This is a genomic window from Streptomyces sp. NBC_00028 (genome assembly GCF_045041065.1).
GTDB lineage: Bacteria > Actinomycetota > Actinomycetes > Streptomycetales > Streptomycetaceae > Streptomyces.
Genome location: NZ_CP108293.1, coordinates 2,127,704 through 2,151,955 on the forward strand (window position 1 = coordinate 2,127,704; position 24,252 = coordinate 2,151,955).

16 protein-coding genes and 1 pseudogene are annotated in these 24,252 nt (G+C 67.7%); 11 read left to right on the forward strand and 6 right to left on the reverse strand.

From position 1 onward, the window contains the following. Positions 1-436: 436 nt before the first annotated feature. Positions 437-1,699: a dihydrolipoamide acetyltransferase family protein gene (locus OG885_RS09360; protein WP_405728902.1), complete on the reverse strand. Its 1,263-nt coding sequence runs from the start codon at positions 1,697-1,699 to the stop codon at positions 437-439. A 1-nt stretch (position 1,700) separates the two neighbouring features. Beyond that, positions 1,701-3,881, reverse strand: coding sequence for a thiamine pyrophosphate-dependent enzyme (locus tag OG885_RS09365; RefSeq protein WP_405728903.1), 2,181 nt, complete (start codon positions 3,879-3,881; stop codon positions 1,701-1,703). 100 nt (positions 3,882-3,981) lie between these two features. Between OG885_RS09365 and OG885_RS09370 the strand changes: the two genes are divergently transcribed. Both OG885_RS09370 and OG885_RS09375 read left to right on the forward strand, forming a co-directional pair. Beyond that, on the forward strand, positions 3,982-4,512 hold the full coding sequence (locus OG885_RS09370; protein WP_405728905.1) for a VOC family protein: 531 nt from the start codon (positions 3,982-3,984) through the stop codon (positions 4,510-4,512). After that, positions 4,505-5,146 carry a GntR family transcriptional regulator gene (locus OG885_RS09375; protein WP_405728908.1) on the forward strand — a complete coding sequence of 214 codons (642 nt, stop codon included), beginning with the start codon at positions 4,505-4,507 and terminating at the stop codon, positions 5,144-5,146. The genes OG885_RS09370 and OG885_RS09375 overlap by 8 nt, the downstream gene beginning before the upstream one ends. A gap of 143 nt (positions 5,147-5,289) precedes the next feature. Here the strand turns inward: OG885_RS09375 and OG885_RS09380 are convergent, their stop codons facing one another. From OG885_RS09380 to OG885_RS09390, 3 genes are read right to left on the reverse strand one after another with little or no spacing between them, the layout of a single operon-like run. Next, positions 5,290-6,750, reverse strand: coding sequence for an NAD-dependent succinate-semialdehyde dehydrogenase (locus OG885_RS09380; RefSeq protein ID WP_405728911.1), 1,461 nt, complete (start codon positions 6,748-6,750; stop codon positions 5,290-5,292). A gap of 20 nt (positions 6,751-6,770) precedes the next feature. After that, the gene (locus tag OG885_RS09385) at positions 6,771-8,012 is read right to left on the reverse strand and encodes a M24 family metallopeptidase (RefSeq protein ID WP_405728914.1); all 1,242 of its coding nucleotides are present in this window, start codon (positions 8,010-8,012) and stop codon (positions 6,771-6,773) included. After that, positions 8,009-8,962 (reverse strand): NAD(P)-dependent oxidoreductase, encoded by a 954-nt coding sequence (locus OG885_RS09390; RefSeq protein ID WP_405728917.1) that lies wholly within the window; start codon positions 8,960-8,962, stop codon positions 8,009-8,011. Before OG885_RS09390 ends, OG885_RS09385 begins: the two co-directional genes overlap by 4 nt. Before the next feature lie 870 nt (positions 8,963-9,832). Between OG885_RS09390 and tnpA the strand changes: the two are divergent. The 9 genes and pseudogenes from tnpA to OG885_RS09435 all read left to right on the forward strand — a co-directional run. Beyond that, positions 9,833-10,072, forward strand: a pseudogene (gene tnpA / locus OG885_RS09395) (IS200/IS605 family transposase); the annotation flags it as partial. Positions 10,073-10,503: 431 nt separating this feature from the next. After that, positions 10,504-11,529, forward strand: a complete 1,026-nt coding sequence (locus OG885_RS09400; protein ID WP_405728920.1) for a LacI family DNA-binding transcriptional regulator — start codon at positions 10,504-10,506, stop codon at positions 11,527-11,529. 110 nt (positions 11,530-11,639) lie between these two features. Beyond that, the gene (locus tag OG885_RS09405; RefSeq protein ID WP_405728923.1) at positions 11,640-12,875 is read left to right on the forward strand and encodes a sensor histidine kinase; all 1,236 of its coding nucleotides are present in this window, start codon (positions 11,640-11,642) and stop codon (positions 12,873-12,875) included. Further along, positions 12,872-13,546: a response regulator gene (locus OG885_RS09410; RefSeq protein ID WP_405728926.1), complete on the forward strand. Its 675-nt coding sequence runs from the start codon at positions 12,872-12,874 to the stop codon at positions 13,544-13,546. The genes OG885_RS09405 and OG885_RS09410 overlap by 4 nt, the downstream gene beginning before the upstream one ends. 182 nt (positions 13,547-13,728) lie before the next feature. Continuing rightward, the gene (locus tag OG885_RS09415) at positions 13,729-16,965 is read left to right on the forward strand and encodes an efflux RND transporter permease subunit (protein ID WP_405728929.1); all 3,237 of its coding nucleotides are present in this window, start codon (positions 13,729-13,731) and stop codon (positions 16,963-16,965) included. 703 nt (positions 16,966-17,668) lie between these two features. Then, entirely contained in the window at positions 17,669-18,874 is a 1,206-nt protein-coding gene (locus tag OG885_RS09420; RefSeq protein ID WP_405728932.1) for a glycosyltransferase, read from the forward strand. Positions 18,875-18,946: 72 nt separating this feature from the next. Beyond that, the gene (locus OG885_RS09425; RefSeq protein WP_405728935.1) at positions 18,947-21,178 is read left to right on the forward strand and encodes a glycosyltransferase family 39 protein; all 2,232 of its coding nucleotides are present in this window, start codon (positions 18,947-18,949) and stop codon (positions 21,176-21,178) included. Positions 21,179-21,206: 28 nt separating this feature from the next. Continuing rightward, complete coding sequence (locus OG885_RS09430) at positions 21,207-21,950, forward strand: response regulator transcription factor (RefSeq protein WP_405728938.1); 744 nt, start codon at positions 21,207-21,209, stop codon at positions 21,948-21,950. Next, a complete protein-coding gene (locus tag OG885_RS09435) occupies positions 21,947-23,455 on the forward strand; it encodes a sensor histidine kinase (RefSeq protein ID WP_405728941.1) in 1,509 nt (502 codons plus the stop codon). The genes OG885_RS09430 and OG885_RS09435 overlap by 4 nt, the downstream gene beginning before the upstream one ends. 138 nt (positions 23,456-23,593) lie before the next feature. Here the strand turns inward: OG885_RS09435 and OG885_RS09440 are convergent, their stop codons facing one another. Then, a complete protein-coding gene (locus OG885_RS09440; RefSeq protein ID WP_405728944.1) occupies positions 23,594-24,190 on the reverse strand; it encodes a TetR/AcrR family transcriptional regulator in 597 nt (198 codons plus the stop codon). Positions 24,191-24,252 lie beyond the last annotated feature (62 nt).

Genomic DNA, 24,252 nt, shown 5'->3' on the forward strand with positions numbered 1-24,252 from the left:
ACACGGAGCATTCGAGTCCTCCTCGGTCAGGCATTTCCGCAAACGATTGCAGTTTCTGAGGCGCGTCATGCCCTGTCAAGCATTCGCGCCAGATTCGCGGCTGTCTGCCTTCTCGCCGGGTACGCACTGGTCCGACCATTCGTGTAACCCTACGGATGGCTTCTGCAATCGAATGCGTTTCTGGGCAAGCTTTCCCCTGGTACGGTCGCCGACGTACGCACCGTTACTGCCCTCGGATCGACGAACCGGCATTGGCCTGCGCAGGCCTCGGTCCGGAGCTGGCAAGCCGGTACGGCGCCCCAACGCGCGAGGGTTGACGGGCAGGCGTCCGGCGAAATGGCTGGTGCACCACGAGCGGAGGCGCTCCTGCATCACCCGGCAGGCTGGTCCAGTCACCTGCCTCGCGGCTCGTGGTGGACCGGGTTGTCGCGCGGTGTCAGACGAGGATCCGTACCGGGTGCTCCAGCAGCTCCTTGAGGGCGGCCAGCCAACGGGCGGCAGTCACTCCGTCGACCGGGCGGTGGTCGACAGACAGGGTCACGGTCATCAGCTTGCCTGGCACAACCGCTCCCTCCTGAACAACCGGCTCCTCGCGCACCGCACCGACCGCGAGGATCGCGGCGTGGGGCGGGTTGATGATGGCGGCGAACTCCTCGACGCCGTACATCCCGAGGTTGGTGACACTGATCGTCCCGCCCTCGAGCTCGTCCTGTCTGAACGTCCCGTCCCGCCCCCGGGAGGTGAGATCGCGCACCCGGGCGGCGACGGCGGCAACCGTGAGCGAGGTGACGTCGCGGACGACGGGTGTGACCAACCCGCGGCCGGTCGCCACGGCGACCGCGACGTCTACGGTCGGAGAGGTGCGCACTGCGTCGGGTGTCCAGATGACGTTCATCTCCGGCACCGCGACGTGTGCGGCCGCGACCGCCTTGACCACCAGGTCGTTGAGTGAGACCCGGGTCGTGCCCTCGTTGATCTGTGCGCGTAGCGCGACCAGTCGGTCGGCGCGGGCGGTGGCTCGAACGTAGAAATGCGGTGCGGTCTGTTTACTCTCGACAAGGCGGGTGGCGATCGCCCGACGAATCCTGGTATGCGGGATCTCAACACCCCACACTGGTGCAAGTGGTCTCGCGGTAGGCGCCCCGGTGTCCACCGTGGCCGCCGCAGGAGACACCTGTGTGCTCTTCGCAGCGATGGCTGCGTCGACGTCGCGGCGCAGGATCCGGCCGCAGGGTCCGGTGCCGGTGATCGCCTCGACCGGGATCGCGGCCTGCTTGGCCAGCTTCCGCGCCAGGGGGCTCGCGAAGATCCGGTCGTGCGTGCTCGGTGCGGCGTCGAGTGGCGGAACGGGCGCCGGCCCGGGGCCTGTCGGCACCCCGCGCCGAAGGGGCGCCCCGTGCGCGGCAGGTTCGACGACACCGAGGTCGATGAGCAGAGCGTCGATGTCCGCGGTCACCTCTCCTGGTACGCCCAGGACAGCGATCGGCGAGCCGACCTCGACCCGGGAGCCGGCGGCAACCAGCATCTTGAGGACGACGCCGGCGGCCTCGGCCTCGACATCGACCAATGCCTTGTCCGTCTCGACCGTGGCAATGGTCTCCCTCGCGGCGAAGTCGGCGTTCTCGGCGACGATCCACTCCGCGAGCACGGCCTCGGTCGCGTTGGCGGCGACCTCCGGCATGCGCAGTACGTGAGGCATGTCAATACCTCGCGATCCGGGCGAGCTCGGCGATGACCTCGTCCTTCTGTGCGATGGCGGCGCGTTCGAGCACCTTGCTGATGCTCGGCGAGGACTCCGCGCCGGTGACCCTGCGGACCGGCGCGTCGAGCAGGTCGAAGAACCGCCGGGTGATCTCGTCGGCGAGCCATCCGCCGTACGATGTGCCGATCGCGCCCTGCTCGGCGATCAGAACCTGGTTCGTCTTAGTCAGGCTGGCCTCGATGGTGTCCCAGTCGATGCTCGCCCGGTCGAGCCAGCGCAGGTCGATCACCTCGCCGTCCACTTGTCCGAACTCCTCGACTGCCTCGAGCACGTACGGCACCATGCCGAGGTAGGTCAGCACGGTGACGTCGCTGCCCGGCCGCCGCACCGCCGCCTTGCCCACGGGCAGGCAGTAGTCGAGGTCGTCGACCGGTCCGGGACCGCTGGAGCCGTAGAGGTCGACGTGCTCGAGGACGACGACGGGGTCCTGGCAGCGCAGCGCGGTGTTCATCAAGCCGACATAGTCGTAGGGCGTCGACGGGGCGACGATCCGCCAGCCTGGACTGGTGGCGAAGACGCCGGCCGGGTCCATCGAGTGCTGCGACCCGTAGCCGGTGCGCATGGCGACCTTGCTGCGGAGCACCAGCGGAACGCTGCTCTCGCCGCCGTACATGTGCCGGGCCTTGCCGATCTGGTTGAAGAGCTGGTCGGCCGCGACCCACATGAAGTCGGCGTACATGAACTCCACGACCGGGACGAACCGGCCGTCGAGTGCGATGCCGCCAGCCATCCCGGCGAAGGCGTTCTCGCTGATCGGGGTGCCGAGGATCCGGCCCGGGAACCGGTCGGGCAGGCCGCGGGTGGCGCCGTTGGTCCCGCCGTTGAGCCGGTGCACGTCCTCGCCCATCACGAACACCCGGCTGTCGGTCTCCATCCGGCGGGCCATCACGGCGGCGACCGCGTCGATGAACTTTGTCTCTTGGACAGGTACGGCGTGACCCGCGGCCGCGACCACCGGGGCTGTGTCAAACTCACTCAGGTCACCGCGGACGCCGACGTCGACCCACTCGGGGTCGGGCCACTCGGTCGGCTTGATCCGGCGCTGGCCTGGTTTGCCGCCGGGCAGCGGCTCGAACAGCACCTGGCCTACCTCGTCCATCACCGCTTTGGCGCGGACGATGGCCTCGGTGGTTTCGGCGGCGGTCATGATGCAGCGCCGTTCGAGGTGGCTGGCGGTCTGCTTGAGCGGGTCGCGGTCGCGCCAGGAGCGCTCCTCGCCCTTGTCGCGGTAGCCGAACGCGCTGCCGGCGAAACCGCCGTTCTGGTGGAAGAAGCGATAGGTGTCGACCTCGACCACGGTCGGACCGCGGCCGCTGCGCATGTACGCGACCGCCTCGCTCATGGCGAGGTGGACAGCGAGCGGGTCCATGCCGTCGGCCTTCCAGCTCGCGATGTTGAAGCCCATCCCACGCGCGGAAAGCCGCGGCTCGGCCGTGGCCTCGTGCACCGAGGTCGACACGGCGTACTGGTTGTTCTCGATGAAGAAGCACACCGGCAGCGACCATGCGCCGGCGAGGTTCATCGACTCGAGCGTGGACCCGATGTTGACGGCACCATCACCGAAGTAGGTCACCGACACGGCAGGGGTGCCGGCCTGGCGGTGGGACCACGCGAAGCCGGCCGCCTGCGGAACGCCGCCGCCGACGATGGCGTTGGTGCCCATCGCGCCGGCCTCCTTCCACCGCAGATGCATCGACCCGCCTCGGCCGTGGCTCCAGCCTCGGTCCAGGCCGCAGATCTCGGCGAGGGTGCGCAGCAGGACGTCGCGCGCTTGGTCGGACGGCGCGCTGAGCGGGTCCATCCCCGTGGGCTCGACGTGGTGGAGCGCCTTGGCGAGGAACTGGTGGTGGCCCCGGTGTGAGCCGTTCACCGAGTCCTCGCTGGTGAGCGCGAGCACCGACCCGACGGCGCCACCCTCCTGGCCGATGCTGGAATGCGCGGGGCCGTGGATCAGGCCTGCGGCGGCGAGGTCGAGGACGTACTGCTCGAAGGTGCGGATCCACACCAGCTGGGCGTAGATCGTGCGCAGCAGCGCGGGGTCGGCGACGTCCCAGTCGGCCTCGGTCGTGACGATCTCAACCCAGGGCGAGGCGGGCTTGAGTGAGCGGTGCTCGGGCATGGCCTTCTCCTTCGTCCGGCAGCACCTTGACATAGGATTGGATCCAAATCCAGGCTTGTTGGGAATGATGGTCCATGCAAAGCTGCGACAGTTGGGATAGTTGGATCCGATCCATGTCGAGGTGACCATGCCATTGCCCGGGCTGCGCAAGCTGGACCACGTCGGGTTTACCGTGCCCGACCTCGACGAGGCACATCGCTTCCTCGTCGAAGTGATCGGCTGCGAGTACCTCTACTCCCTCGGCCCGTTCGAACGGCCGGACGACGACTGGATGCTCACGCACCTCGGCGTCCACCCCCGAGCGGTGATGGTCGAGAACCGCTGGTTCCGCTGCGGTGACCAAGCCGTCTTCGAGGTCTTTCATTACACGTCCCCCGACCAGCGGGACGCGATCCCTCGCAACAGCGACGTCGGGGGCCACCACGTAGCGTTCTACGTCGACGACCTGGACGCCGCGATCCAGCACCTCGAAGACTCTGGCATCCAGGTGCTGGCCGGGCCGACCGCGAGCAAGGGCCCGGCGGCGGGCAACCGGTGGATCTACTTCCTCAGTCCCTGGGGCATGCAGTTCGAGCTGGTCTCCTACCCCGGCGGCAAGGCCTGGGACCGGGACAATGCAGACTATGACTGACGTGAGCAGCGCCCGCGTGGCGTCGCACCTCCGCGACGCGATCCTCGGGGGACAACTGAAGCCCGGCGACCGGATCCGTCAGGAGGATGTCGCGGCGAAGCTGGACACCAGCCGGGTCCCGGTGCGCGAAGCACTGCGGATGCTCGAGGCAGAGGGGCTCACCGAGCACGAGCCGCACAAGGGCGCGCGCGTGCCCCGCCTGACCCAGCACGAGGTCGAGATGATCTACCGGATGCGCGAGCGGCTTGAGCCCCTCGCCCTGGCCGAAAGCCTCGCCCAACTCGATGAGTCGGATCATGAGCGGCTCGAGGAGGTGCAACGCCGCATCGAAGGGAACAACGACGTCCAGCGATTCCTCGACCTTGACCGCGAATTTCACATGCTCACCTACCGAGGCTGCGCGATCGACCCGCTCAACTCCATGGTCACCCGACTCTGGAACTCCACCCAGCACTATCGGCGCGCTTACATCGCCCGCGGCGGCCGGAACGTGATGTGGGTCGTGAACGCCGAGCACCGGCTGATTCTCGACGCCGTCGTACGGCGGGACGAGACCGACGCCGAGCGGTACCTCGAGGGCCATATCCGGCGTACTCGCATCGAGCTCGGTCGCCACCCGGAGGTCTTCTCCTGAGCGGCCTTCGGCTGAACTCCGCGACCGAGAGATCACGCCGCTCACCGCACTGCTCGCCGAGCTGGATCTTGTCGGCTCGCGCCGATCCGCGGCTGGCCATTCTTCTGTACGGAGGGACGTTGCAAGGCTGAACCGGGTCGCCGTCACCAAGTGACGGCGATGTACTTCGGCTCCAGGTAGTCGAGCATGCCCTCGTGACCGCCCTCGCGTCCGACGCCGGACTGTTTGGTGCCGCCGAAGGGGGCGGCAGGGTCGGAGACGATGCCGCGGTTGAGGCCGACCATGCCGGAGTCGAGTTGTTCACTGATCCGCATGCCGCGGCCGAGGTCGGAGGTGTATACGTACGACACCAAACCGTACTCCGTGTCGTTGGCCATCCGGATGGCGTCGGCCTCGTCGGTAAAGGTCACCACCGGGGCGACGGGGCCGAAGATCTCCTCCGAGAGGATGTCGGCGTCGGGGGGAACGTCGAGCAGCACCGTCGGCTCGAAGTAGAAGCCGTCTCGGTCGGGGCGGAGTCCGCCCACGACGACTCGCGCACCTGCGGCGACCGCCCCCCGCACGAGCTCGTCGACCTTGGCGGCCGATTCGTCGTTCACCAACGGGCCGACCTCGGTGTCGTCGGAAGTGCCGGGGCCGACACGCAGGGCCGCCATCCGGTCGGCGAGCCGGCGGCTGAAGTCTTCGGCAATGCTGGTGTGCACATAGAAGCGGTTGGCAGCGGTGCAGGCCTCACCGGCATTGCGCATCTTCGCCATCATCGCGCCCTCGACGGCGTCGTCGATGTCTGCGTCCTCGAGCACGAGGAAGGGCGCGTTGCCGCCGAGTTCCATCGAGCAGTTGATGACCTGGTCGGCTGCCTCGCGCAGCAGCGCCCGCCCGACCTCGGTCGAGCCGGTGAAGGACAGCTTGCGGACCCGCGGGTCGTGCAGCATCGCGGATACGACGGCGCCCGAGCGACGGGCGGGCAACACGTTGACGACACCTGCGGGGACACCGGCGCCCTCGAGGATCTTGGCCATCAGCAAGGCGGTGAGCGGGGTGTCGCTCGCTGGCTTGAGGATCACCGTGCAGCCCGCAGCCAAGGCGGGACCGATCTTGCGGGTGGCCATCGCGGCCGGAAAGTTCCAGGGCGTGACCAGCACGCAGATGCCGACTGGCTGCTGGAGCACCACGATCTTGTTGGCGCCCGAGGGCGCGGTCATCATGGCACCCGAGGCGCGGACCGCCTCCTCGGCGTACCAGCGGAAGAACTCAGCGGCGTACGCCGTCTCGGCGCGGGCGTCGGCGAGGGCCTTGCCGTTCTCGAGCGAGATCAGGTGGGCGATCTCCTCAGCGCGTTCCGTCATCAGCTCGAACGCGCGGTGCAGGAGCTCCGAGCGACTCCGCGGCGGAGTCGCGGCCCAGCCGGCAGCCGCAGAGTGGGCGGCGTCGACCGCCGCGATCGCGTCCTGGACCGTGCCGTCGGCGACCGTGGCCAGCACTGTGCCGGTAGCCGGAGCAAGGACGTCAAAGCGTGCCCCGTCGGCGGCGGGCACAACCTTGCCGCCAAGGCAGAGGCCGAAGGGCAGGTCGGCGATCTGGTCGAGCGAGAAGTCACCCATGACGAAAGCCTTTCGCGGGATCAGTAGGGGTTGGTGACGACGAGGCTCTGGGCCGGGAAGAGAGTCAACACCTTCGGGCCGTCAGCGGTGATGACGATCTCCTCCTCGATCCGCGCGGCGGAGACACCGTCGGAGGCCGGGCAAAAGGTCTCCAGCGCGAACACCATGCCGACCTGGAGCTCGGCGGGCTCCTTCATCGAGTTGAGCCGCGAGATAATCGGGCGTTCGTGCAAGCCGAGGCCGAGGCCATGGGCGAACTGAAGGCCGAACGCCTCCATTTCACTGCCGAAGCCGAACTCCTCGGCCTTGGGCAACAGCGCGGCGATCTGGTCGGTGCCGACCCCAGCCCTGATGCCGTCAATGCCACGGTCCATCCATTCCCGTGCCTGCGCGTAGGCGTCGCGCTGACTGGCGGTCGCGCTGCCCACCGCGAACGTGCGGTAATAACAGGTCCGGTAACCGTTGAACGAGTGGATGATGTCGAAGAACGCCTGGTCGCCCGGGCGGATCATCCGGTCGGTGAAGTTGTGAGGGTGAGGGTTGCACCGCTCCCCCGAGATCGCGTTAATCGCCTCGACCTGGTCGGAACCCATCTCGTAGAGCCGCTTGTTTGCGAGCGCCACGATCTCGTTCTCCCGGATGCCGGGCTTGAGCGCCTCGCTGATGTCCTGGTAGACGCCGTCCACCATCGCAGCCGCCTGATTGAGCAGCAAGATCTCGTCCCGGGACTTGATGCACCGGGCGTCCAGCATCAACTGCTGGGCATCGACGACTGCCAGACCCTGGCGCTGCATCTCGAAGAGGAACGGCGGTTCGACTATGTCCATGCCGATCGGCATGTCCGCGACGCCGGCCTCGACCAGCATCGACTTGATTTCGGCGACCGCGGTTGCCATCAGACCGACCGACGGGGCGACCGCGCCCCGGAAGCCGAGGAAGCCAGCTCGGTAGTTCTCTTGCGGCATCCATTTCGAGTACAGCTTGTGGTGTTTGACCGCCGACCCGAAGTCCCACAGAACGGGGTCCTTGCCCCGCGCGAGCAGGGCATACCGGATCATCTTGTCGCCCAGCGCGCCGCCGATCCAGGTCTGCGTGGTGTAGCGGATGTTGTAGAAGTCGAAGAGCAGGAACGCCCCGCACTCGCTGTTCTCCAGCGCCGCCTGTGCCCGGCCGAGACGGTAGCGCCGCAACCGGTCGAAGTCGACCCGCTCCTCGTAGTCGACCCCCGTATGACCGGGTGCCGGGAGCCGACCGCTGGTCACTCGCTGAGCCCGTCATCGACCTGCACGTTCTCGGGATCGAGCGTGAGGCCGGAGTTGCGCGCCTGGAGCGGGAGCAGGACCGCGAAGTCCTCATCGGCCCGATCGCTGCTGACGCTCGCCTGGACAGCGGCGGCGGTCGCAGCGGCGACCGGCATCGGCACGTCGAGGGCGTGGGCGGCATCAAAGCCGAGGTCGAAGTCCTTGCGGAGCAAGATAGGCGTGAACGTCGGTGTGAAGTCGAGGTTTACGAACGCCGGCGACTTGTAGCGCGTAAAGACCGAGCCCATCACCGAGTCATTGAGGAAGGCAAGGAACGCGGCCCGGGGCATACCCCCCTTCTCCGCGAGCACAGTGATCTCGGAGAGGCACTGTGTCACGACGCCGAGCATCAGGTTGTGGCAGATCTTTGCCAACCGGGCTACGTCACCTTCGCCGACGTACGTCGCGCCCTTGCCGAGGCGGGCGAGCAGGTGGGCGACCCGGTGGTAGGTCTTTTCGGGGCCGGAGACCACGAGGCTGAGTCCGCCGGCCGTAACCACCTTGGCGTTGCCGCTGACCGGCGAGGCAAGGAAGGCGACCGATCGCTCGGTGCACGCCGCGCGCATTGCGGCCGATGACTCGGTCGAGACTGTGGAGCAGTCGATGACGATCCGCGGCAGGTGGTCGGGGTCAGCGAGCAGGCCGCCCTCACCGAGGAGTACCTGTTCGAGGTCGGCCGGTGTCGAAACCATGGTGAACACGACGTCGTGGCCGCGCAGGTCCGCAATGGTGTCGGCGACCGCGCAGCCCACCTCGCTGAGCGGCTCGGCCTTGGCGCGGGTGCGATTCCAGACCGTCACGTCCTCGTCGGCCCGCGCCAGGCGGCTCGCCATCGCGGCGCCCATTCGGCCGGTGCCGATCCAGCCAACGCGCAGGGATTCGGGCTCGGAAGCCGTGCTGTCTGTGTCCATGGTCAGACCTGCCTTCGTGATGGGAGGTGGGAATGTGTACGCAAGGCTGCCGGGTCAGCCCGTCGGTGGTGGGAGGCCGCTGCCACGGCGCGTCGTTCGCGCAGCCGGACGTGCCTGCCTGGTCGAGCTTCGGATGCTCGACCAGGCAGGCAACAGCGCAAGCGTGGGCGCATCGCGCCCCGCCCCGCGCTCGGCGTCGGCGGCCACCACCGCCAGGACACTGCGAAGCTGACCAGTCGGTCCATCCTCACCCCGTGGCCATGAGTTGTCGTTCCGAGTGACAGACGACTCTGCAATCGAGTGCAGCCTTTCGGATCCACGGCAGAGTGTCAAGCAGTGGGTACAAATCACGCGTTTTACTGCAATCGAATGCAAACGCACTCTCCGTTATCGTGCCCCTGCAACTCACGTCGGTGGTTTCCCACCCCGTCCGCGCTCCTCAGCCCATCGCCCGCTCAGTCAGCCGACCGGGTCTGGCGGCCACCAACGGGCCGGCGAGGCGCCGGTTCATGCGAACTACCACGGATGTCTGGCCGGGCTGCCAGTAGTGGTCACCGGCGCGGGTGGTTTTGCGCGGAGAGGCGCCCAGGGCCCTCTCGGCTCCGAGAAGGTGGGCACAGCCACGGAACCCTGCTCCGGTCGATGGAGGCGAATCCGCAATCTTCATCCGCCGCGACGCCACAGCGACGAACCCCCTGTGTGCGCCTGGGCGCGATATCTACAGCTGACCAGCTCAGGATCCGGCTCAGCTCGACGGGACGTACACCCCGTCGAGCCTCTTGAAACACAGGCCCTCCAGGCCCGCTGGCGGATAGTCGCTTGACTTGCTCCTCGGGCTGAAGCCCGAGGATTGTGGCCTTCTCGATCGTTGGCGAGGACAACCACGTCCACCTGCTGGTGAACTTCCCGCCCAAGGTCGCCGTGACCGCGCTGGTCAACTCCCTCAAGGGTGTCTCCTCGCGCCGTCTGCGCCAGGAGTTCCCCGACCTGGTACGGCACTACTGGCGGGCTGACAAGCTGTGGTCCGGGTCCTACTTCGCCGGCACCGTCGGCGGCGCACCGCTGAGTGTGGTCAGGCAGTACATCGAACAGCAGAACCGGCCGGTATGAGCACTGCCCGGCTCCGCCGGGAGACCGCCTTCGTGATGCTCCACACCGCAGGTGAAGAACTGCGGTGTCCGGCTCCGCCGGACCTGATTTTGCGACGCTCCGCGTCGCCACCATCAGATTCGCATCACCACCGGCCTGAAAGCCGATGCACTGCGAATGAATTCCGGTAGCCAGTGGCGCGCCCCTGCACAGCGAAGACGACTCCGCTGCGATCAGCCACTGACCGCCCGGACGCAAAGGGTCGCCTTCAAAACACCGGACCAACGAGCCCAATTTTGAGGCAGCACGTCGCGGCGGCGGCGCGCCAAACCTGCACCGCGCTATTTGCTTGGCCGCTCCCGCAGACACTCCGGGGCTGAGACGCCCGTACAGGTCACATAACCCCGGGGGGCGCATCCGCTGGGCATGTGAACCCGGCTAGAATTAGCATCGTGCAGACTCCGACGCTCCGAGATGTGGCCGATGCGGCGGGTGTGCATCCGGCCACGGTGTCACGCGCGCTGAACCCTTCAACCCGCAACTTGGTCAACGCCAACACCGCACGTCGCGTCATGAAGGCAGCGGAGTCACTGGGTTACCGGCCGAACCCGATCGCCCGCAGCCTGAAGACCTCAAAGTCCGGAACCGTCGGCTTGGTCATCCCCGACCTCACCAACCCGCTCTTCCCGCCGATCGTGCGCGGCATCGAGGACGTGCTCGAGCCAGCCGGGTACAGCAGCCTGATCGTCAACACCGACAACGACCCTGGCCGCGAGCGCGCCCAGATCGAGTCTCTACGCTCGCGCCAGGTCGAGGGGTTCATTATCGCCACAGCACTCGTCCATCACCAGTACCTCGAACAGATGCGCCGCGAGGACGTGCTGATGGTGATGGTCAACCGCCGCCCGGACGGGATCGACGTACCCTGCGTCACCCCGGACGACGCCGCTGGCGTTGAGCTGGCCGTTCGGCACCTCGCCAGCCTCGGCCACCGCCGCATCGCCCACCTCGCCGGTCCCGCGAACACATCGACCGGCGTGATACGGGCCCGGTCTTTCCGCAGCTCGATGCGCGACCTTGGACTCGACGACGACCCCGCGCTGGTCACGACCTGTCACCACTGGAGCGAGGAGTCCGGCGCCGAGGCGCTGCGCTCAATGCTCGCCACCGGCGCGGACTTCACGGCCGTCGTCGCGGGCAACGACCTGATCGCGCTCGGCTGCTACGACGTCTTCGCGGAACTCGGCATCGACTGTCCACGCGACATCAGCGTGGTCGGCTTCAACGACATGCCCTTCATCGACAAGCTCCGCCCACCCCTGAGCACGGTCGCGATCCAGCACCAGCAGATCGGCGCCGAGGCCGCACGATTGCTACTCGACGGCATCGCCGAGCCGGACCGTCCGACGCGTTCGGTGCTGCTACCGGTATCGCTCGTCGTCCGGGGCTCGACCGCTCCCCCGCATGTAGGGTCCTGAAGCAGGGGGGCCTGCACTCACGAGAACAGAGCACCTACTGCGATCGCGGTAGTGGCTAATGCCACGTTCAGGCGACGAGCCAGGGCGGTTCAGGTGCCTACGCTGCATCCATGATGAGCAATGGCCGATGGGGCCGGGTGATGTACCACGCCCGACAACCGGGGCGTGCCCGACTACGCGAGTCTGGTCTCGTCGGCTGCGTAATCGTCGTGTCCGTGTTGTCGGCGTTCCTTGATCCTGTGGTGGGGAACCTTCGGCAGCCGGGTGTCCTCAGTGTCGCCTTCGCGATCGCGTACGGTGTGGTCCTGCTGTTCCGGCGGCGCGTGCCGATGATGACAGCCGTCGTCCTGTCGGCGCTGGGATGCGCTTATCAGGCGTGCGGGGGCACGCCTACCCCGGCCCTGCCCGCCCTGATGGTCAGCCTGTATGGGCTGGCCCTGCGCACGGGACGGCGATCGGCGTTGGTTGCCGCAGCTCTCGTTGCCACCAGCACTGTTGCGGCAGCGATGCTCTTGCAGTCAGGGCCGGTACTGGGACCGCAACGGATGGGCGTGGTGGCCTGGATCGGGCTGGCCACCGCGGTCGGCGACGCGGTCCGTAACCGTCGCGCGTATGTCCGGGCGCTGGAGGAGCGGGCCGAGCGCGCCGAACGGACTCGAGAGGAGGAGGCGGCCCGTCGGGTGGCGGCCGAGCGGATGCGCATCGCACGCGAGTTGCATGACGTGGTCGCCCACGAACTGACCCTGATCAATGCGCAGGCCGGGATCGGCGTCCACGTGGGACGGAACGATCCCGTCCAGATGGCCGACCTGCTCACCGCTATCCGGGACGGGTCGAAGGGCGCACTCGGCGAGCTGCGCGCCATCGTGGGGTTGCTGGCGCAGCCGGAGGAGGCCGCAGCACCGCTGGAGCCGACGCCTGGGCTGGGCAGGCTCGACGATCTGGTGTTGTCGTTCGAGAGGGCAGGTCTGACGGTGGAGGTTGTCCGGCAGGGCGAGGGGTGTTTCATCCCCTCGGCGGTGGACGTGACGGGCTACCGGATCATCCAGGAGGCACTGACCAACGTGCGCAAGCACGCCGGGGTGGACACGGCACGGGTCGGTCTCCACTACCGCCATGACTCGCTGTCCATCACGGTCGACAACGAAAGCCTCGACGGGGGGCGCCCGCCGAGCGGGGGCGGGACGGGGCGCGGCCTGATCGGGGTCCGCGAGCGGGTGGCAGCCGTGGGTGGCACTGTCGACATCGGGATACGACCGCAGGGCGGGTTCTGTGTGGCGGCTCGTCTGCCGCTGGGCCGGACCGGCGCTGCGCAGCCCAGGAGGAAGGCGAACGATCGCCCATGACTCTTCGCGTCCTGCTGGCCGACGATCAGGTACTGCTGCGCGGCATGTTGCGGCGGCTCCTCGACAACACCCCCGGTATGCAGGTGGTGGGGGAGGCCGCCGACGGCGCTGAAGCCGTCGCCCTGGCTCGCGCGCACATCCCCGACGTGGTCCTGATGGACATCCGGATGCCAGGCGCGGACGGCATCGAAGCGACTCGGACGATCACCGCGGACCCGGACCTCACCGGCGTGAAGGTGCTGATCCTCACGACGTTCGAAATCGACGAGTACGTCGCCGAGGCGATCGGCTCCGGAGCCCGGGGCTTCATCGGCAAGGGTGCAGACCCTGAGGAGCTCCTGGCCGCCATCGAGACGGTCGGAGCGGGCCGGCCCCTGCTGTCGGCGGCGGCCACTGCCGCTCTGATGGCCCGCTTCCGGGTGGGTTCGACCCGGACCTGGGACAAGGAAACGCGGCTGCTGGAGGAACTGACCCCGCGAGAGAAGGAGGTGCTGGCGCTGCTGGCGACCGGCCTGACCAACGACAACATCTCCGAGCGGCTGAGGCTCAGTCGGCACACGGTCAAGACGCATCTCAACCGCACCATGGCCAAGCTCGGCGTCAGCGAACGCGCCCAGTTGGTGACCATCGCCTACGAAAGCGGTCTGGTGCGGCCCGGCGAGTCACCGTGAGCCCCCGCGAACGCGGTACTCGATATGCCGGGTAACGCGCGCGCGGTACAGGGAAAGCACCGCGGCCGGGCGACGACGGATGACGGGCGAGGCGGGCAGGGTGGGCGCACGCCGTCCCGGGACCCCATGGCCCGGGACGGCCTCTTCTTCTTCCGTCCCACCGCAGAAGTGAGACCCTCCGCATGTCCTGGCTTTCCAGGCTGAGCCTCGCCAATCGCAAGCTGGCCACCCTCATCACGCTGATCGTTATCGCTCTGGCCACGTACGCCGTGCCGTCCCTGAAACAGCAGTTGTTGCCCGACCTGTCCTTTCCCGCGATTACTGTGACCGCCACCTACCAGGGCGCGTCCCCCGACGTCGTTGAGGACCAGGTCGCCAAGCCCATCGAGGACGCGGTGAAGAGCGTCGACTCGGTGCAGTCGATGACCTCCACGTCGCGGACGGGCTCGGTGACGGTGCAGCTGCAGTTCGACTTCGGCGTCGACACCGACACGAAGGCGAACGAGGTGCAACAGGCCCTCGACAAGGGAACCGCGAACCTCCCAGACGGCGTCGACCCCCAGGTCGTCACCGGCGGCACCGGTGACCAGCCCACCATCACCCTGGCCGCGACCTCCGACGCTGACCAGCAGCAGCTCGCCGACGCCCTGGCGGACAAGGTCGAACCCGAGCTGAAGTCCATCGATGGCGTGAATCAGGTCACTGTGTCCGGAACGGCGGACCAGGTCGTCACCATCACCCCCGACTCTGACAAGCTCGAGAACGCGGGCCTGACCGTTCAGTCGATCAAAAGCGCACTGACCTCGAACGGCGGCACCAGCGCCGGCGGCTCCGTCGATTCCGACGGCAAGAGCCTGAGCATCGAAGTCGGTGACTCCATCACCTCAGTGCGGCAGGTCGAAAGCCTGTGGCTGAGCGCGTCGACCGGATCGGGTTCGAGTACCACGAGCGGCACAGGGTCCCCCTCGGGCGCGGGTATCGCAGGAAGCACAGGCGTCGCGGGTGGCACCAGCACGACGTCCGCCAGCTCCGGCTCGCAGGACCCGGTCCAGCTCAAGGACGTCGCCTCGGTAAAGGTTCAGGACGCCGAGGCAACGACGCTGACGCGGACCAACGGCGAGGCCAGCCTGGGTATTTCCGTCACCATGGACCACGACGGCAGCTCGGTCTCCATCTCCGACGACGTCCGCGCCAAAATCCCGGGCCTGGAGAAGTCGCTTGGCCACAACGCGAAACTCACGGTCATCTCCGACAACGGCCCGCAGGTCAGCAAGTCGGTGAACGGCCTCGTCGAGGAGGGCGCCCTGGGACTGCTCATGGCGATCCTCATCATCGTCCTGTTCCTTCGATCGATCCGTTCCACTCTGGTGACAGCGGTCTCCATCCCCCTGTCCCTGCTGATCGCCCTCATCGCCCTGTGGTATGAGGACTACTCGCTGAACGTCCTCACGCTGGGCGCGCTGACCATGGCCGTCGGCCGGGTCGTTGACGACTCGATCGTCGTCCTGGAAAACATCAAACGGCACCTCGGCTATGGCGAGGCAAAGCGCGCCGCCGTGCTCACCGGAGTCCGCGAGGTGTCGGCCGCTGTCACGTCCTCCACACTCACCACGGTCGCGGTATTCCTGCCGATCGGCCTGGTGAGCGGCATCGTCGGTGAACTGTTCTCCCCCTTCTCCGTCACCGTCACCGTCGCGATGGCCGCCTCGCTGTTGGTGTCTCTGACCATCGTGCCCGTCCTGGCGTACTGGTTCCTGAAGCCGCCAAAGGATGCGGTGGGCAAAGACCAGGAGCAGTTCCGCGCACTCGTCGAAGAGGAGGAGCGCAACGGTCGCCTGCAGCGCATGTACGTGCCTGTCATCGAGTGGGCCACCCGTCGCCGCAAGACCGTTCTCGCCCTCGCCGCCGTGCTGCTCGTGGTGACCTTCAGCATGGTGTCCGGGCTGAAGACCAGCTTCCTCGGGGACTCCGGACAGGACTCCCTCAGCGTCACCCAGACCATGCCGGCCGGTACCAGCCTGAACGGGACCAATCAGGCAGCGAAGAAGGTGGAGGAGGTGCTGTCCGGTGCGGACGGCGTCGACTCATACCAAGTCACGATCGGTTCGTCGGGCGGCTTCTTCTCCACCGGCTCGGTCTCGGACAGCGCCACCTACAGCATCGCCCTGACGGACAGCGCCGACTCCTCCGAGGTGGAGGACACGTTGCGCGAGAAGTTCGACAAGCTCAACGGCGTGGGCGACCTGACGTTCAGCTCCAACACCGGCTTCGGCACGAGCAGCGACGTCGAGGTCTTGCTCAAGGGCGACGACGCAGTGGCGCTGAGCACCGCCACCGACAGCGTTGTGAAGGAGCTGAAGAAGGTCGATGAGGTCGCCGCGGTCACGAGCGACCTTTCCCAGGAGGCACCTCAGATCACCGTCCGGGCCAAGGGTGAGGCGGCGGCCGAGCATGGGCTGACCGAAACGAGCATCGCGTCGTCGGTCGCCGAGGCCGTGCAGGGCTCCACGGTCACCCAGATCACCGTTGACGGCACCCAGCGCGATGTGGTCGTCAAGACGACCTCCGACGCCCCGAACTCCGTCAGCGAACTGCGCGCGCTGAAGATCTCGACTTCTTCGGGCGACGTCCGTCTCGACAGCGTCGCAAACGTGACGCAGACCGAAGAACCTGTCGAGCGGTCACGAGTAGATGGCACCGAGTCCGTAACCGTCTCGGCGACCCCGGTAGGCGACAACACCGGAGCCGCGAGCACAGCGGTGGAGGACGCAGTGAAGAAGGCGGACCTGCCCTCAGGCGTCTCCTACGAGATGGGCGGCGTCACCTCAAGCCAGAACGACGCCTTCAGCCAGCTTGCCCTGGCGATCGTGGCGGCCATCGCCATCGTGTTCCTGGTGCTGGTCGCGGTGTTCCGCAGCATCCGCCAGACCCTGATCCTTCTCGTGTCGATCCCCTTCGCCGCCACCGGCGCAATAGCCCTGCTGCGCATCACCGACACCCCGCTGGGCGTCGCGGCCCTGATCGGCCTGCTCATGCTCATCGGCATCGTGGTAACCAACGCCATCGTGCTGATGGACCTGATCAACCAGTACCGGGCGCGGGGCATGAGCGTTCCGGAGGCGGTCCGCGAGGGCGGCAGCCGCAGGCTGCGGCCTATTTTGATGACGGCACTCGCCACCATCTTCGCGCTGACTCCCATGGCCCTTGGCATCACCGGCTCGGGCGGCTTTATCTCCCAGCCCCTCGCCGTCGTCGTCATCGGCGGGCTCTTCAGCTCCACCGGGCTGACGCTCATCCTGATCCCGACCCTCTACACGATGGTCGAGACCCGGCGGGAGCGCCGCGCCGATCGGCGAGCCGAGCGCAAGCACGCGGCGACGCCCGCGGCCGAAGAGACCGTGCTCCAGCCGCAGGCGTGACGCAGGCACTGGTACAGGTTCGGGGCATTTGACGTTGCGGTCGGCCGCATGTCATCGGGAGGCATGCGGCCGAAGCGTCGGTCGTCCGAGAAGGCGGGGTCCGCCGTCCAGCGAGGGTTCGGCATCCGAAACGCTGGATATCACGCACTCGCGGCAGTGATGACAAACATTGCCTCACGGCGGATTCGAGACACAGGTCCAGAGTGCCGTCGCCGTCGAGCCGGATGCCGAGGGCGCTGGGCACGTTCCGCGACGCCGCACACGACTGCTAGGACGGCGGACTTCACACCCCCTCCGGGCTCCGTTTCCTCGATGGAGCCAAGGCTATGAGTCAGCCTCTCCTCCAGGCCAGCTGCTCGAACATGCCACCCGCTGCGCACGCTCTGGCGCCCCTGGCTTGCTTCGGGCACATCGCCCTGAACTCCGAGCAGATCCCCGTAGCAACAGGATCCGGCCACAGGCATCTGACTCTCTGTCAGCTCTCACTTTCCTCTCCCGGGTCTCCCAGCCGGATGGGTGAGAGTCGTGACCTGCCCGCGACCAAGGCAACGGAGCCATCCCGTGTCCCTTCTCGTCTGAGGAAGCCATGTCTCCCCTCCCCCACAACACGGCCCAAACTCACACCCCCGGCAGGACCGTCGCTTTCCAGCACCCACGCGGGACCGCGCGCGCCGAGTCTGGGACGGCGACCGTTGAAATCGTCGTGCCCGTCTACAACGAGGAACGCGCCCTGCCCGGCTGCCTGCGCACCCTGCACGCCCGGCTGACCGAAGAGTTCCCCTTCCCCTGGCGCATTACTGTCGCCGACAACGCCAGCACGGACGCCACCCTCAGCGTCGCCCGCCGTATGGCGGAAGAATTGCCAGGCGTCGATGTTGTGCACCTGGGCCGCAAGGGCCGGGGTCTCGCCTTGCGCATCGTGTGGGGGTGCAGCGACGCGGACGTCGTGGCCTACATGGATGTGGATCTGTCCACCGGCCTCGACGGGCTGCTGCCGCTCGTCGCTCCGCTCGCCACTGGGCACTCGGATCTCGCCATCGGCAGCAGGCTGGCACCGGGTGCGCGTACTGTGCGTGGGCCGCGCCGCGAGTTCATCTCCCGCTGCTACAACGGGATCATCCGGCTCTCCCACGGCGTGCGTTTCACCGACGCCCAGTGCGGCTTCAAGGCCGCCCGCACGGAGGTGCTTCGGCCTCTGCTGGCCGTGACCAAGGACGACGCCTGGTTCTTCGACACTGAACTGCTGCTGCTCGCTGAGCACAACGGGCTGCGTGTGCACGAGGTGCCGGTCGACTGGGTGGAGGACGTCGACACCAGGGTCGACGTGGTGAACACGGCCACCGATGACCTCAAAGGGCTGTGGCGGATGGCGCGGCTCAAGGCTTCCGGTGCTGCCCGCGTCGAACTGCCCCACCGCCCCGCCCCGGCCGCCGAGCACCCTGATGCCGTCCTGGCGCCGACCACGGGGCGGGGTGTGCTGTCGTGGGAGGTGGGCTGCTTCATCGCAATCGGTGTCGCCTCCACCGTCGGGCAGGCGCTGCTGTACTGGCTGTTGCGCGGCTGGTGGCAGCCGGCGGCCGCCAATCTGGTGTCGCTGCTGCTACTGACGGTCCTGAACACCGAGGCGAACCGCCGCCTCACTTTCCGGCATGCACAGACTCGGCCGGCACGTGCCCACCTGGGGGCAGGGGCGCTGTTCGTGCTCGGCTACCTGGTCACCTCCGGCGCGGTGCTGTGGTTCAAGCACGCCGATCCCGGCGCCTCGGCGGCTGAGGAGACCGCTGTCCTGGCCGCCGCCTCCGTCGTGGTCACCGCCGTTCGCTTCGCCGTGCTCCGGCTGGCGGTCTTCCGCAATGGGGCCGGCACCGGACGCAAGCGCCCCTCCCACCCCACCTCTGACGAGAGTTGATCTCCCTCCATGAACGAGTCCTCCCGGACCCTGTCCATCGCTCCGTCGTACCGCGGTCCTACCGATCCCTCTATGCGCTCCCGGCCTGTGTGGGGGGCGCCGGTCGCGCTCGGCGTGATCATGCTGGTGGCGACCGCGTTGTATGGCTGGTCGCTCGGTTCGTTGGGCTGGGGCAACGGCTTTTACTCCGCGGCCGTGAAATCGATGGGGAAGAGCTGGACCTACTTCCTGTTCGGTTCCTACGACCCGGCCGGAGTTGTCACCGTCGACAAGCCGCCCGCCGCGCTGTGGCCCCAGGTCGTCAGCAGCAAGATCTTCGGGCTGCACGGCTGGGCAGTGGTCCTTCCTCAGGTGATCGAGGGTGTGGCCGCAGTATTCGTACTGCACCGGACCGTGCGCCGCTGGGCCGGCGAGCTGGCCGCACTGCTCTCGGCCCTGGTGCTCACCCTCACCCCCATCACCGTGGCCATCAACCGGGACAACAACCCCGATACGCTCCTCGTCCTGCTGCTGGTGTCGGCCGCCTACGCACTCACCCGCGCCTTGCAGGCCGAAAGCCGGACGGGGACCTGGTGGCTGTGCGCGAGCGGGTTCCTGATCGGCTGCGGGTTTCTCACCAAGATGCTCGCCGCCTGGCTGGTCGTGCCCGCGTTCGCCGTTGCCTGGCTCGCGGGCGCAAGCGGCGCCTGGATCGCACGGGTGGGGCGGTTGCTGGCTGCGGGAGCCGTCTTGATGGCGTCCTCACTGTGGTGGGTCGCGATGGTGGCGCTGTGGCCGGGTGACCGGCCGTACATCGGCGGCAGTGAGGACGGGTCCGCCTGGGACCTGGTCGTCGGCTACAACGGTCTCGGCCGGGTCTTCGGCTCCAGCGATGGCTCGTCGCAATCCGGCAGCGGGGTGGGGCAGTTCGGTGGCGCGGCGGGTCTCGGTCGCATGTTCAACAGCCAGGTCGGCGGGCAGATCAGCTGGCTGTTGCCGGCCTGCGCGGTGGCCCTGACCCTCGCGGTGGTGTGCGCGGTGCTTAACCGCCGCGGGCAGCTGGGGCCGTCCGTCGTACTGCCCGCCTCGGGGTGGCTGTTGTGGGGGGCCTGGCTGATCGTGTGCGTGGGCGTGTTCTCAGCGCAGAAGGGCATCTTCCACCCGTACTACACCACCCAGCTGGCCCCGGCGATCGCTGCCCTGTGCGGGGGGATGCTGTCCGCCCTGATCCGTGTCCATCGAGCCGGCGCTGCGTGGGCTCCGTGGGTCGGTGCGGGGGCCGTGGCGGTGACGGTTGTCTGGGCGGTGGTGGTCATCCGTCGTACGCCGGACTGGAACGGGTGGCTGATCTGGCCCGTGCTGCTGGTCGGCTGTGCGGCGATCGCTCTGCTGTTGTTCCGGCGAGGCGGAAAGCTGCTCCTGGCCGGTGTGGCTGCCGCTGTGGTGTCGATGCTGGTGGCTCCAGGGGCGTGGGCGGCCAGCACTCCTGCCTCGGACACGTCGAATGCCATGGCGGGCGGCAACCCGACGGCGGGTCCCAGCGGTTCTCAGTCGGCGTTCGGCTTTTCCGGTATGCCAGGGCAGGTCTCCGGCGGGGCTCAGGGATCGTCGGACATGCCGTCCGGGATGCCTTCGGGTATGGAGGGCTTCCCCGGCGGTGGCGCTGGCGCGGGGCAGCAGGGCGAGCAGCCGGCGGGTGGGATGCCCGGGATGCCGTCCGGGATGCCCGGTGGTGACCAGGGCGGTCTTCCCAGTGGTATGCCAAGTGGTGTCCCCAGCGCGATGCCCGAAGCGTCCGGTGGTTCCGGCTCAGGTTCGACCGCCGGCGGCCAGGAGATGCCCTCCTTCCCTGGCGGATCCGGAGGAATGTCCGGCGGATTCGGCGGTGCCGGCGACTCGTCACTCACTTCCGACCAGCGCAAGATGCTCAACTATGCCGTGAAGCACTCGCCCAAGGCGCGGATCAAGCTCGCTGTCTCGGGCGGCGCCAACGCCGCCAACGCGTTCATCCTGAACAGTGACGAGACGGTGATCGGCATGGGCGGCTTCGTCGGTTCCGACGACGCGCCCTCGGTGGGCCAGCTGAAGAAGTGGACCACGGACGGAGAGTTGAGGTACGTCCTTGGAATGGATGACTCCAGCGGTGGAGCGATGATGATGCCGGCCCTGTCGCAGGGGCCTGCCGCGGAGCGCTCGGACTGGATTTCCAAGAACTGCACCAAGGTGCCCGCCTCGGCTTACGGAGGCACCGAGACGTCGCAGGAGAGCACGGGCGGTGCGGCGCCCTTCGGCTCCTCCGTGCTGTACGACTGCGCCGCCCGGTGAACGGCAACGGAACGGACCGCACAGCACGATGACAGAGCAGCCCGCGGACAGGGCCCGGTACCGGCTCCTCGTGGTCGAGGACGAACCCAGCATCCGCACCCTGTTGGAGTCCACCCTCCGTCTCACTGGATACGAGGTGAGCGGAGCGGTGGACGGTCAGTCGGCCCTCGTCGAGATCGAGCGGCGGGAGCCTCACCTGGTGCTGCTCGACGTGATGCTCCCCGACCTGGACGGCTTCGAGGTCACGCAACGACTGCGGGCCGCCGGGAACACAGTGCCCGTTCTGTTCCTGACCGCCCGGATCGACATCGCCGACCGGATCAGGGGATTGAGCTCGGGCGGCGACGACTACGTGACGAAGCCCTTCCACATCGAGGAGGTTCTCTTGCGCATCGAGGCCATCCTGCGTCGCATGTACGCCCAGGAGACGGAACTGCTCCTTGCGGAGAGCGTGTTGCGCTACGCCGACCTCGAACTCGATGAGGGAGCGCATGAGGTGCACCGCGCCGGGCGCTACGTTCCGCTGTCGCCGACCGAGTTCAAGCTGCTGGCCTATCTGATGGCCAATCCGGGCCGGGTAGTGAGCAGGGCCCAGATCCTCGATCACGTGTGGAGCTATGACTTCTCCGGGAACGCCCACATCGTCGAGACGTACGTCAGATATCTGCGCAAGAAGATCGACTGCTACGATCCGCCGCTGATCCATACCGTGCGCGGCGTGGGGTACTGTCTGCGGCTGCCGCGCGATGCGGACGCGGCAGCGGACCAGTGAAACGGCTGCTTGTCCGCCCGCCCAGTTCGCTGCGCCGACGCCTGATCCTCGGCGTCACCGCGCTGGCGACGGTCGCCGTCCTGGTCTCCCAGGCCTTCGGCTTCGTGGTACTGCGCTCGTGGCTGCTGGACCGCGTCGACCAGCAGCTCGCCGCCTTTCACCCCCCTTCCCCCGCCTACCTCGACGCGCGCAAAGGAGCCGTTTCCGAGGGACGGCCCGGCGTCCTGCCGTCGGACTTCCGGGTCTTCTTCTACGACTCCTCCGGCCGCCGGATGCACGTGTCGCTCGGCGCCGACGACTCACCAGGACCCCGGATCGCAGATTCAGTGGCGCGGCTCGGTCTGCGGGACGGTCACCCGCAGACGGTGAATGCCGTCAGCGGCGACAGCCGGTGGAGGGTGCTGCGAAGTTCGGGCCCGGACAACATGCACGTCGTCGTGGCTCTGCCGCTGGACACAGTCGACGGCGCCACCTCCAAGATCCTTTGGGTCAACGTCGTGCTGCTTGCCGTCGCCATCGCCGCCCTTGTCGCATTGGGCCGCTGGGTCGTGCGGCTCGGGCTGCTCCCGCTGACCCGAATGGAGAGCACGGCCGAACAGATCAGCGCGGGGCAGCTCGATCTGCGCCTCCCCGACACGAACCGGCAGACCGAGATCGGACGGCTCGGCCAAGTGCTGAACTCCATGCTGGAGAGACTGCGGCAGGCCCTCGATGAGCGGGAGGCATCCGAAGCACGCATGCGACGCTTCGTCGCCGACGCCGGCCACGAACTGCGCACCCCGCTCACGACCATCCAGGGCTACGCACAGCTCATACTGCGCCGCGACCGGCTGCCGGCCCACGAACAGGACGAAGCCCATCGGCTCATCGCGCAGAACGCGGAGCGCATGGGCATCCTTGTCAACGACCTTCAACTCCTCGCCCAACTGGGCCGAGAACCGTCGTACGAGAGGGAACCGGTGAACCTGCGCTCCCTGGCAGCGGACGCCGTGCGCACTGCCGCGGTGCACGGGGCGAGCCATCCGATCGACCTGGGCCCCCTTTCGGGCCCTGGGGACAGCGGCGAACTGGACATGGTGGAAGCCACCGGCGATCCCAACCGGCTGAGACAAATCATCGAAAACCTGCTTTCCAACGCACGCGTCCACACCCCACCCGGTACGACCGTCCACGTCAGGGTGGGCGAGAGCCAGGTGAGCGACGACACCTGCGGAGCGGACGGCCCGGGTCGTACCAGCGCGTCACCGCCCCTGCCGTACGGCATGCCGGTCAGCGTCGTCGAAGTGGCCGACGACGGGCCCGGACTCCCCACCCCGGATGCCACACACGTCTTCGAGCGCTTCTACCGCGCCGACCCGTCCCGGTCCCGCGCCCACGGCGGCAGCGGCCTGGGCCTTTCCATCGCCGCCGCGATCGCCGAGGGCCATGGTGGCCGCCTCGAACTCGACACCGCCCCGGGCAAGGGGTGCACGTTCCGTCTCGTCCTTCCCGCGGCCTGCGGATGAACCGGCCAGCGACACATTCTGCCGACAACGGCTGTCTTGGCGCCGGCCCGTGATCGCCCAGCCGGCGGATGTCTCGCTACGCAGGCTCACTTCGCGGTGCATTCGGTCTGGGTGGCCGTCCGAACGAGCTCAGAAGAGCTATGCGCGCCTGTCCACAAGCCCATTCATCACAAGGTCGACGATCCGCTGGGTGTACTGGTCGTCGACCGGTCGGCGGGTGAGCAGCACTTGGAAGTGGACCGGTGCGAGGAGCACCTCGAGCACCAGCCGTGTGTCAGGGGCCGTCGCCAATTCGCCGCGGGCGACGGCGCGGTCGATCATGATGCCGGCGGAGTCCAGCCTCGTGTTCCAGAATTCACCGCGCATCCCAGCAAGGTCAGGGCTGTCTTCCGTGGCCGCCATGGCGCGAATGAGCCTCTCGCCGAGCGGCGAGTTCACCATGCGCACCATGGAGGCCGCGTACGCGATCAGGTCAGCGCGCAGGGATCCGGTGTCGGGGACGGGGAGCATCTGCTCGCTGTGGGCCAGCATCGCAGCCACGATCAGCCCTTCGCGCGTCTTCCATCGGCGGTAGATCGACGTCTCGTGCACATCGGCGCGTGCCGCCACCTCGGCGATGCTCAGTCTCTCGGCGCCGTGCTCGGCCAGCATGGCCAGAGTCGTGTCCAGTACGGCCTTCCGTACGCGTGCGGACCGACCTCCCGTGCGGCGCTGGATTGAACGCTGTTCAGTCACCCGGGAAGCATAAGTCAGGTTTCTTGCTTTAAAGGATCCACGCCGACTACGCTACTAAAGCA

Coding starts and splice junctions, on each gene's coding strand:
- OG885_RS09410 (WP_405728926.1), top strand. CDS start 12,872: ATGACTCTTCGCGTCCTGCTGGCCGACGATCAGGTACTGCTGCGCGGC.
- OG885_RS09430 (WP_405728938.1), top strand. CDS start 21,207: ATGACAGAGCAGCCCGCGGACAGGGCCCGGTACCGGCTCCTCGTGGTC.
- OG885_RS09405 (WP_405728923.1), top strand. CDS start 11,640: ATGATGAGCAATGGCCGATGGGGCCGGGTGATGTACCACGCCCGACAA.
- OG885_RS09390 (WP_405728917.1), bottom strand. CDS start 8,962: ATGGACACAGACAGCACGGCTTCCGAGCCCGAATCCCTGCGCGTTGGC.
- OG885_RS09360 (WP_405728902.1), bottom strand. CDS start 1,699: ATGCCTCACGTACTGCGCATGCCGGAGGTCGCCGCCAACGCGACCGAG.
- OG885_RS09380 (WP_405728911.1), bottom strand. CDS start 6,750: ATGGGTGACTTCTCGCTCGACCAGATCGCCGACCTGCCCTTCGGCCTC.
- OG885_RS09425 (WP_405728935.1), top strand. CDS start 18,947: ATGCGCTCCCGGCCTGTGTGGGGGGCGCCGGTCGCGCTCGGCGTGATC.
- OG885_RS09365 (WP_405728903.1), bottom strand. CDS start 3,881: ATGCCCGAGCACCGCTCACTCAAGCCCGCCTCGCCCTGGGTTGAGATC.
- OG885_RS09375 (WP_405728908.1), top strand. CDS start 4,505: ATGACTGACGTGAGCAGCGCCCGCGTGGCGTCGCACCTCCGCGACGCG.
- OG885_RS09415 (WP_405728929.1), top strand. CDS start 13,729: ATGTCCTGGCTTTCCAGGCTGAGCCTCGCCAATCGCAAGCTGGCCACC.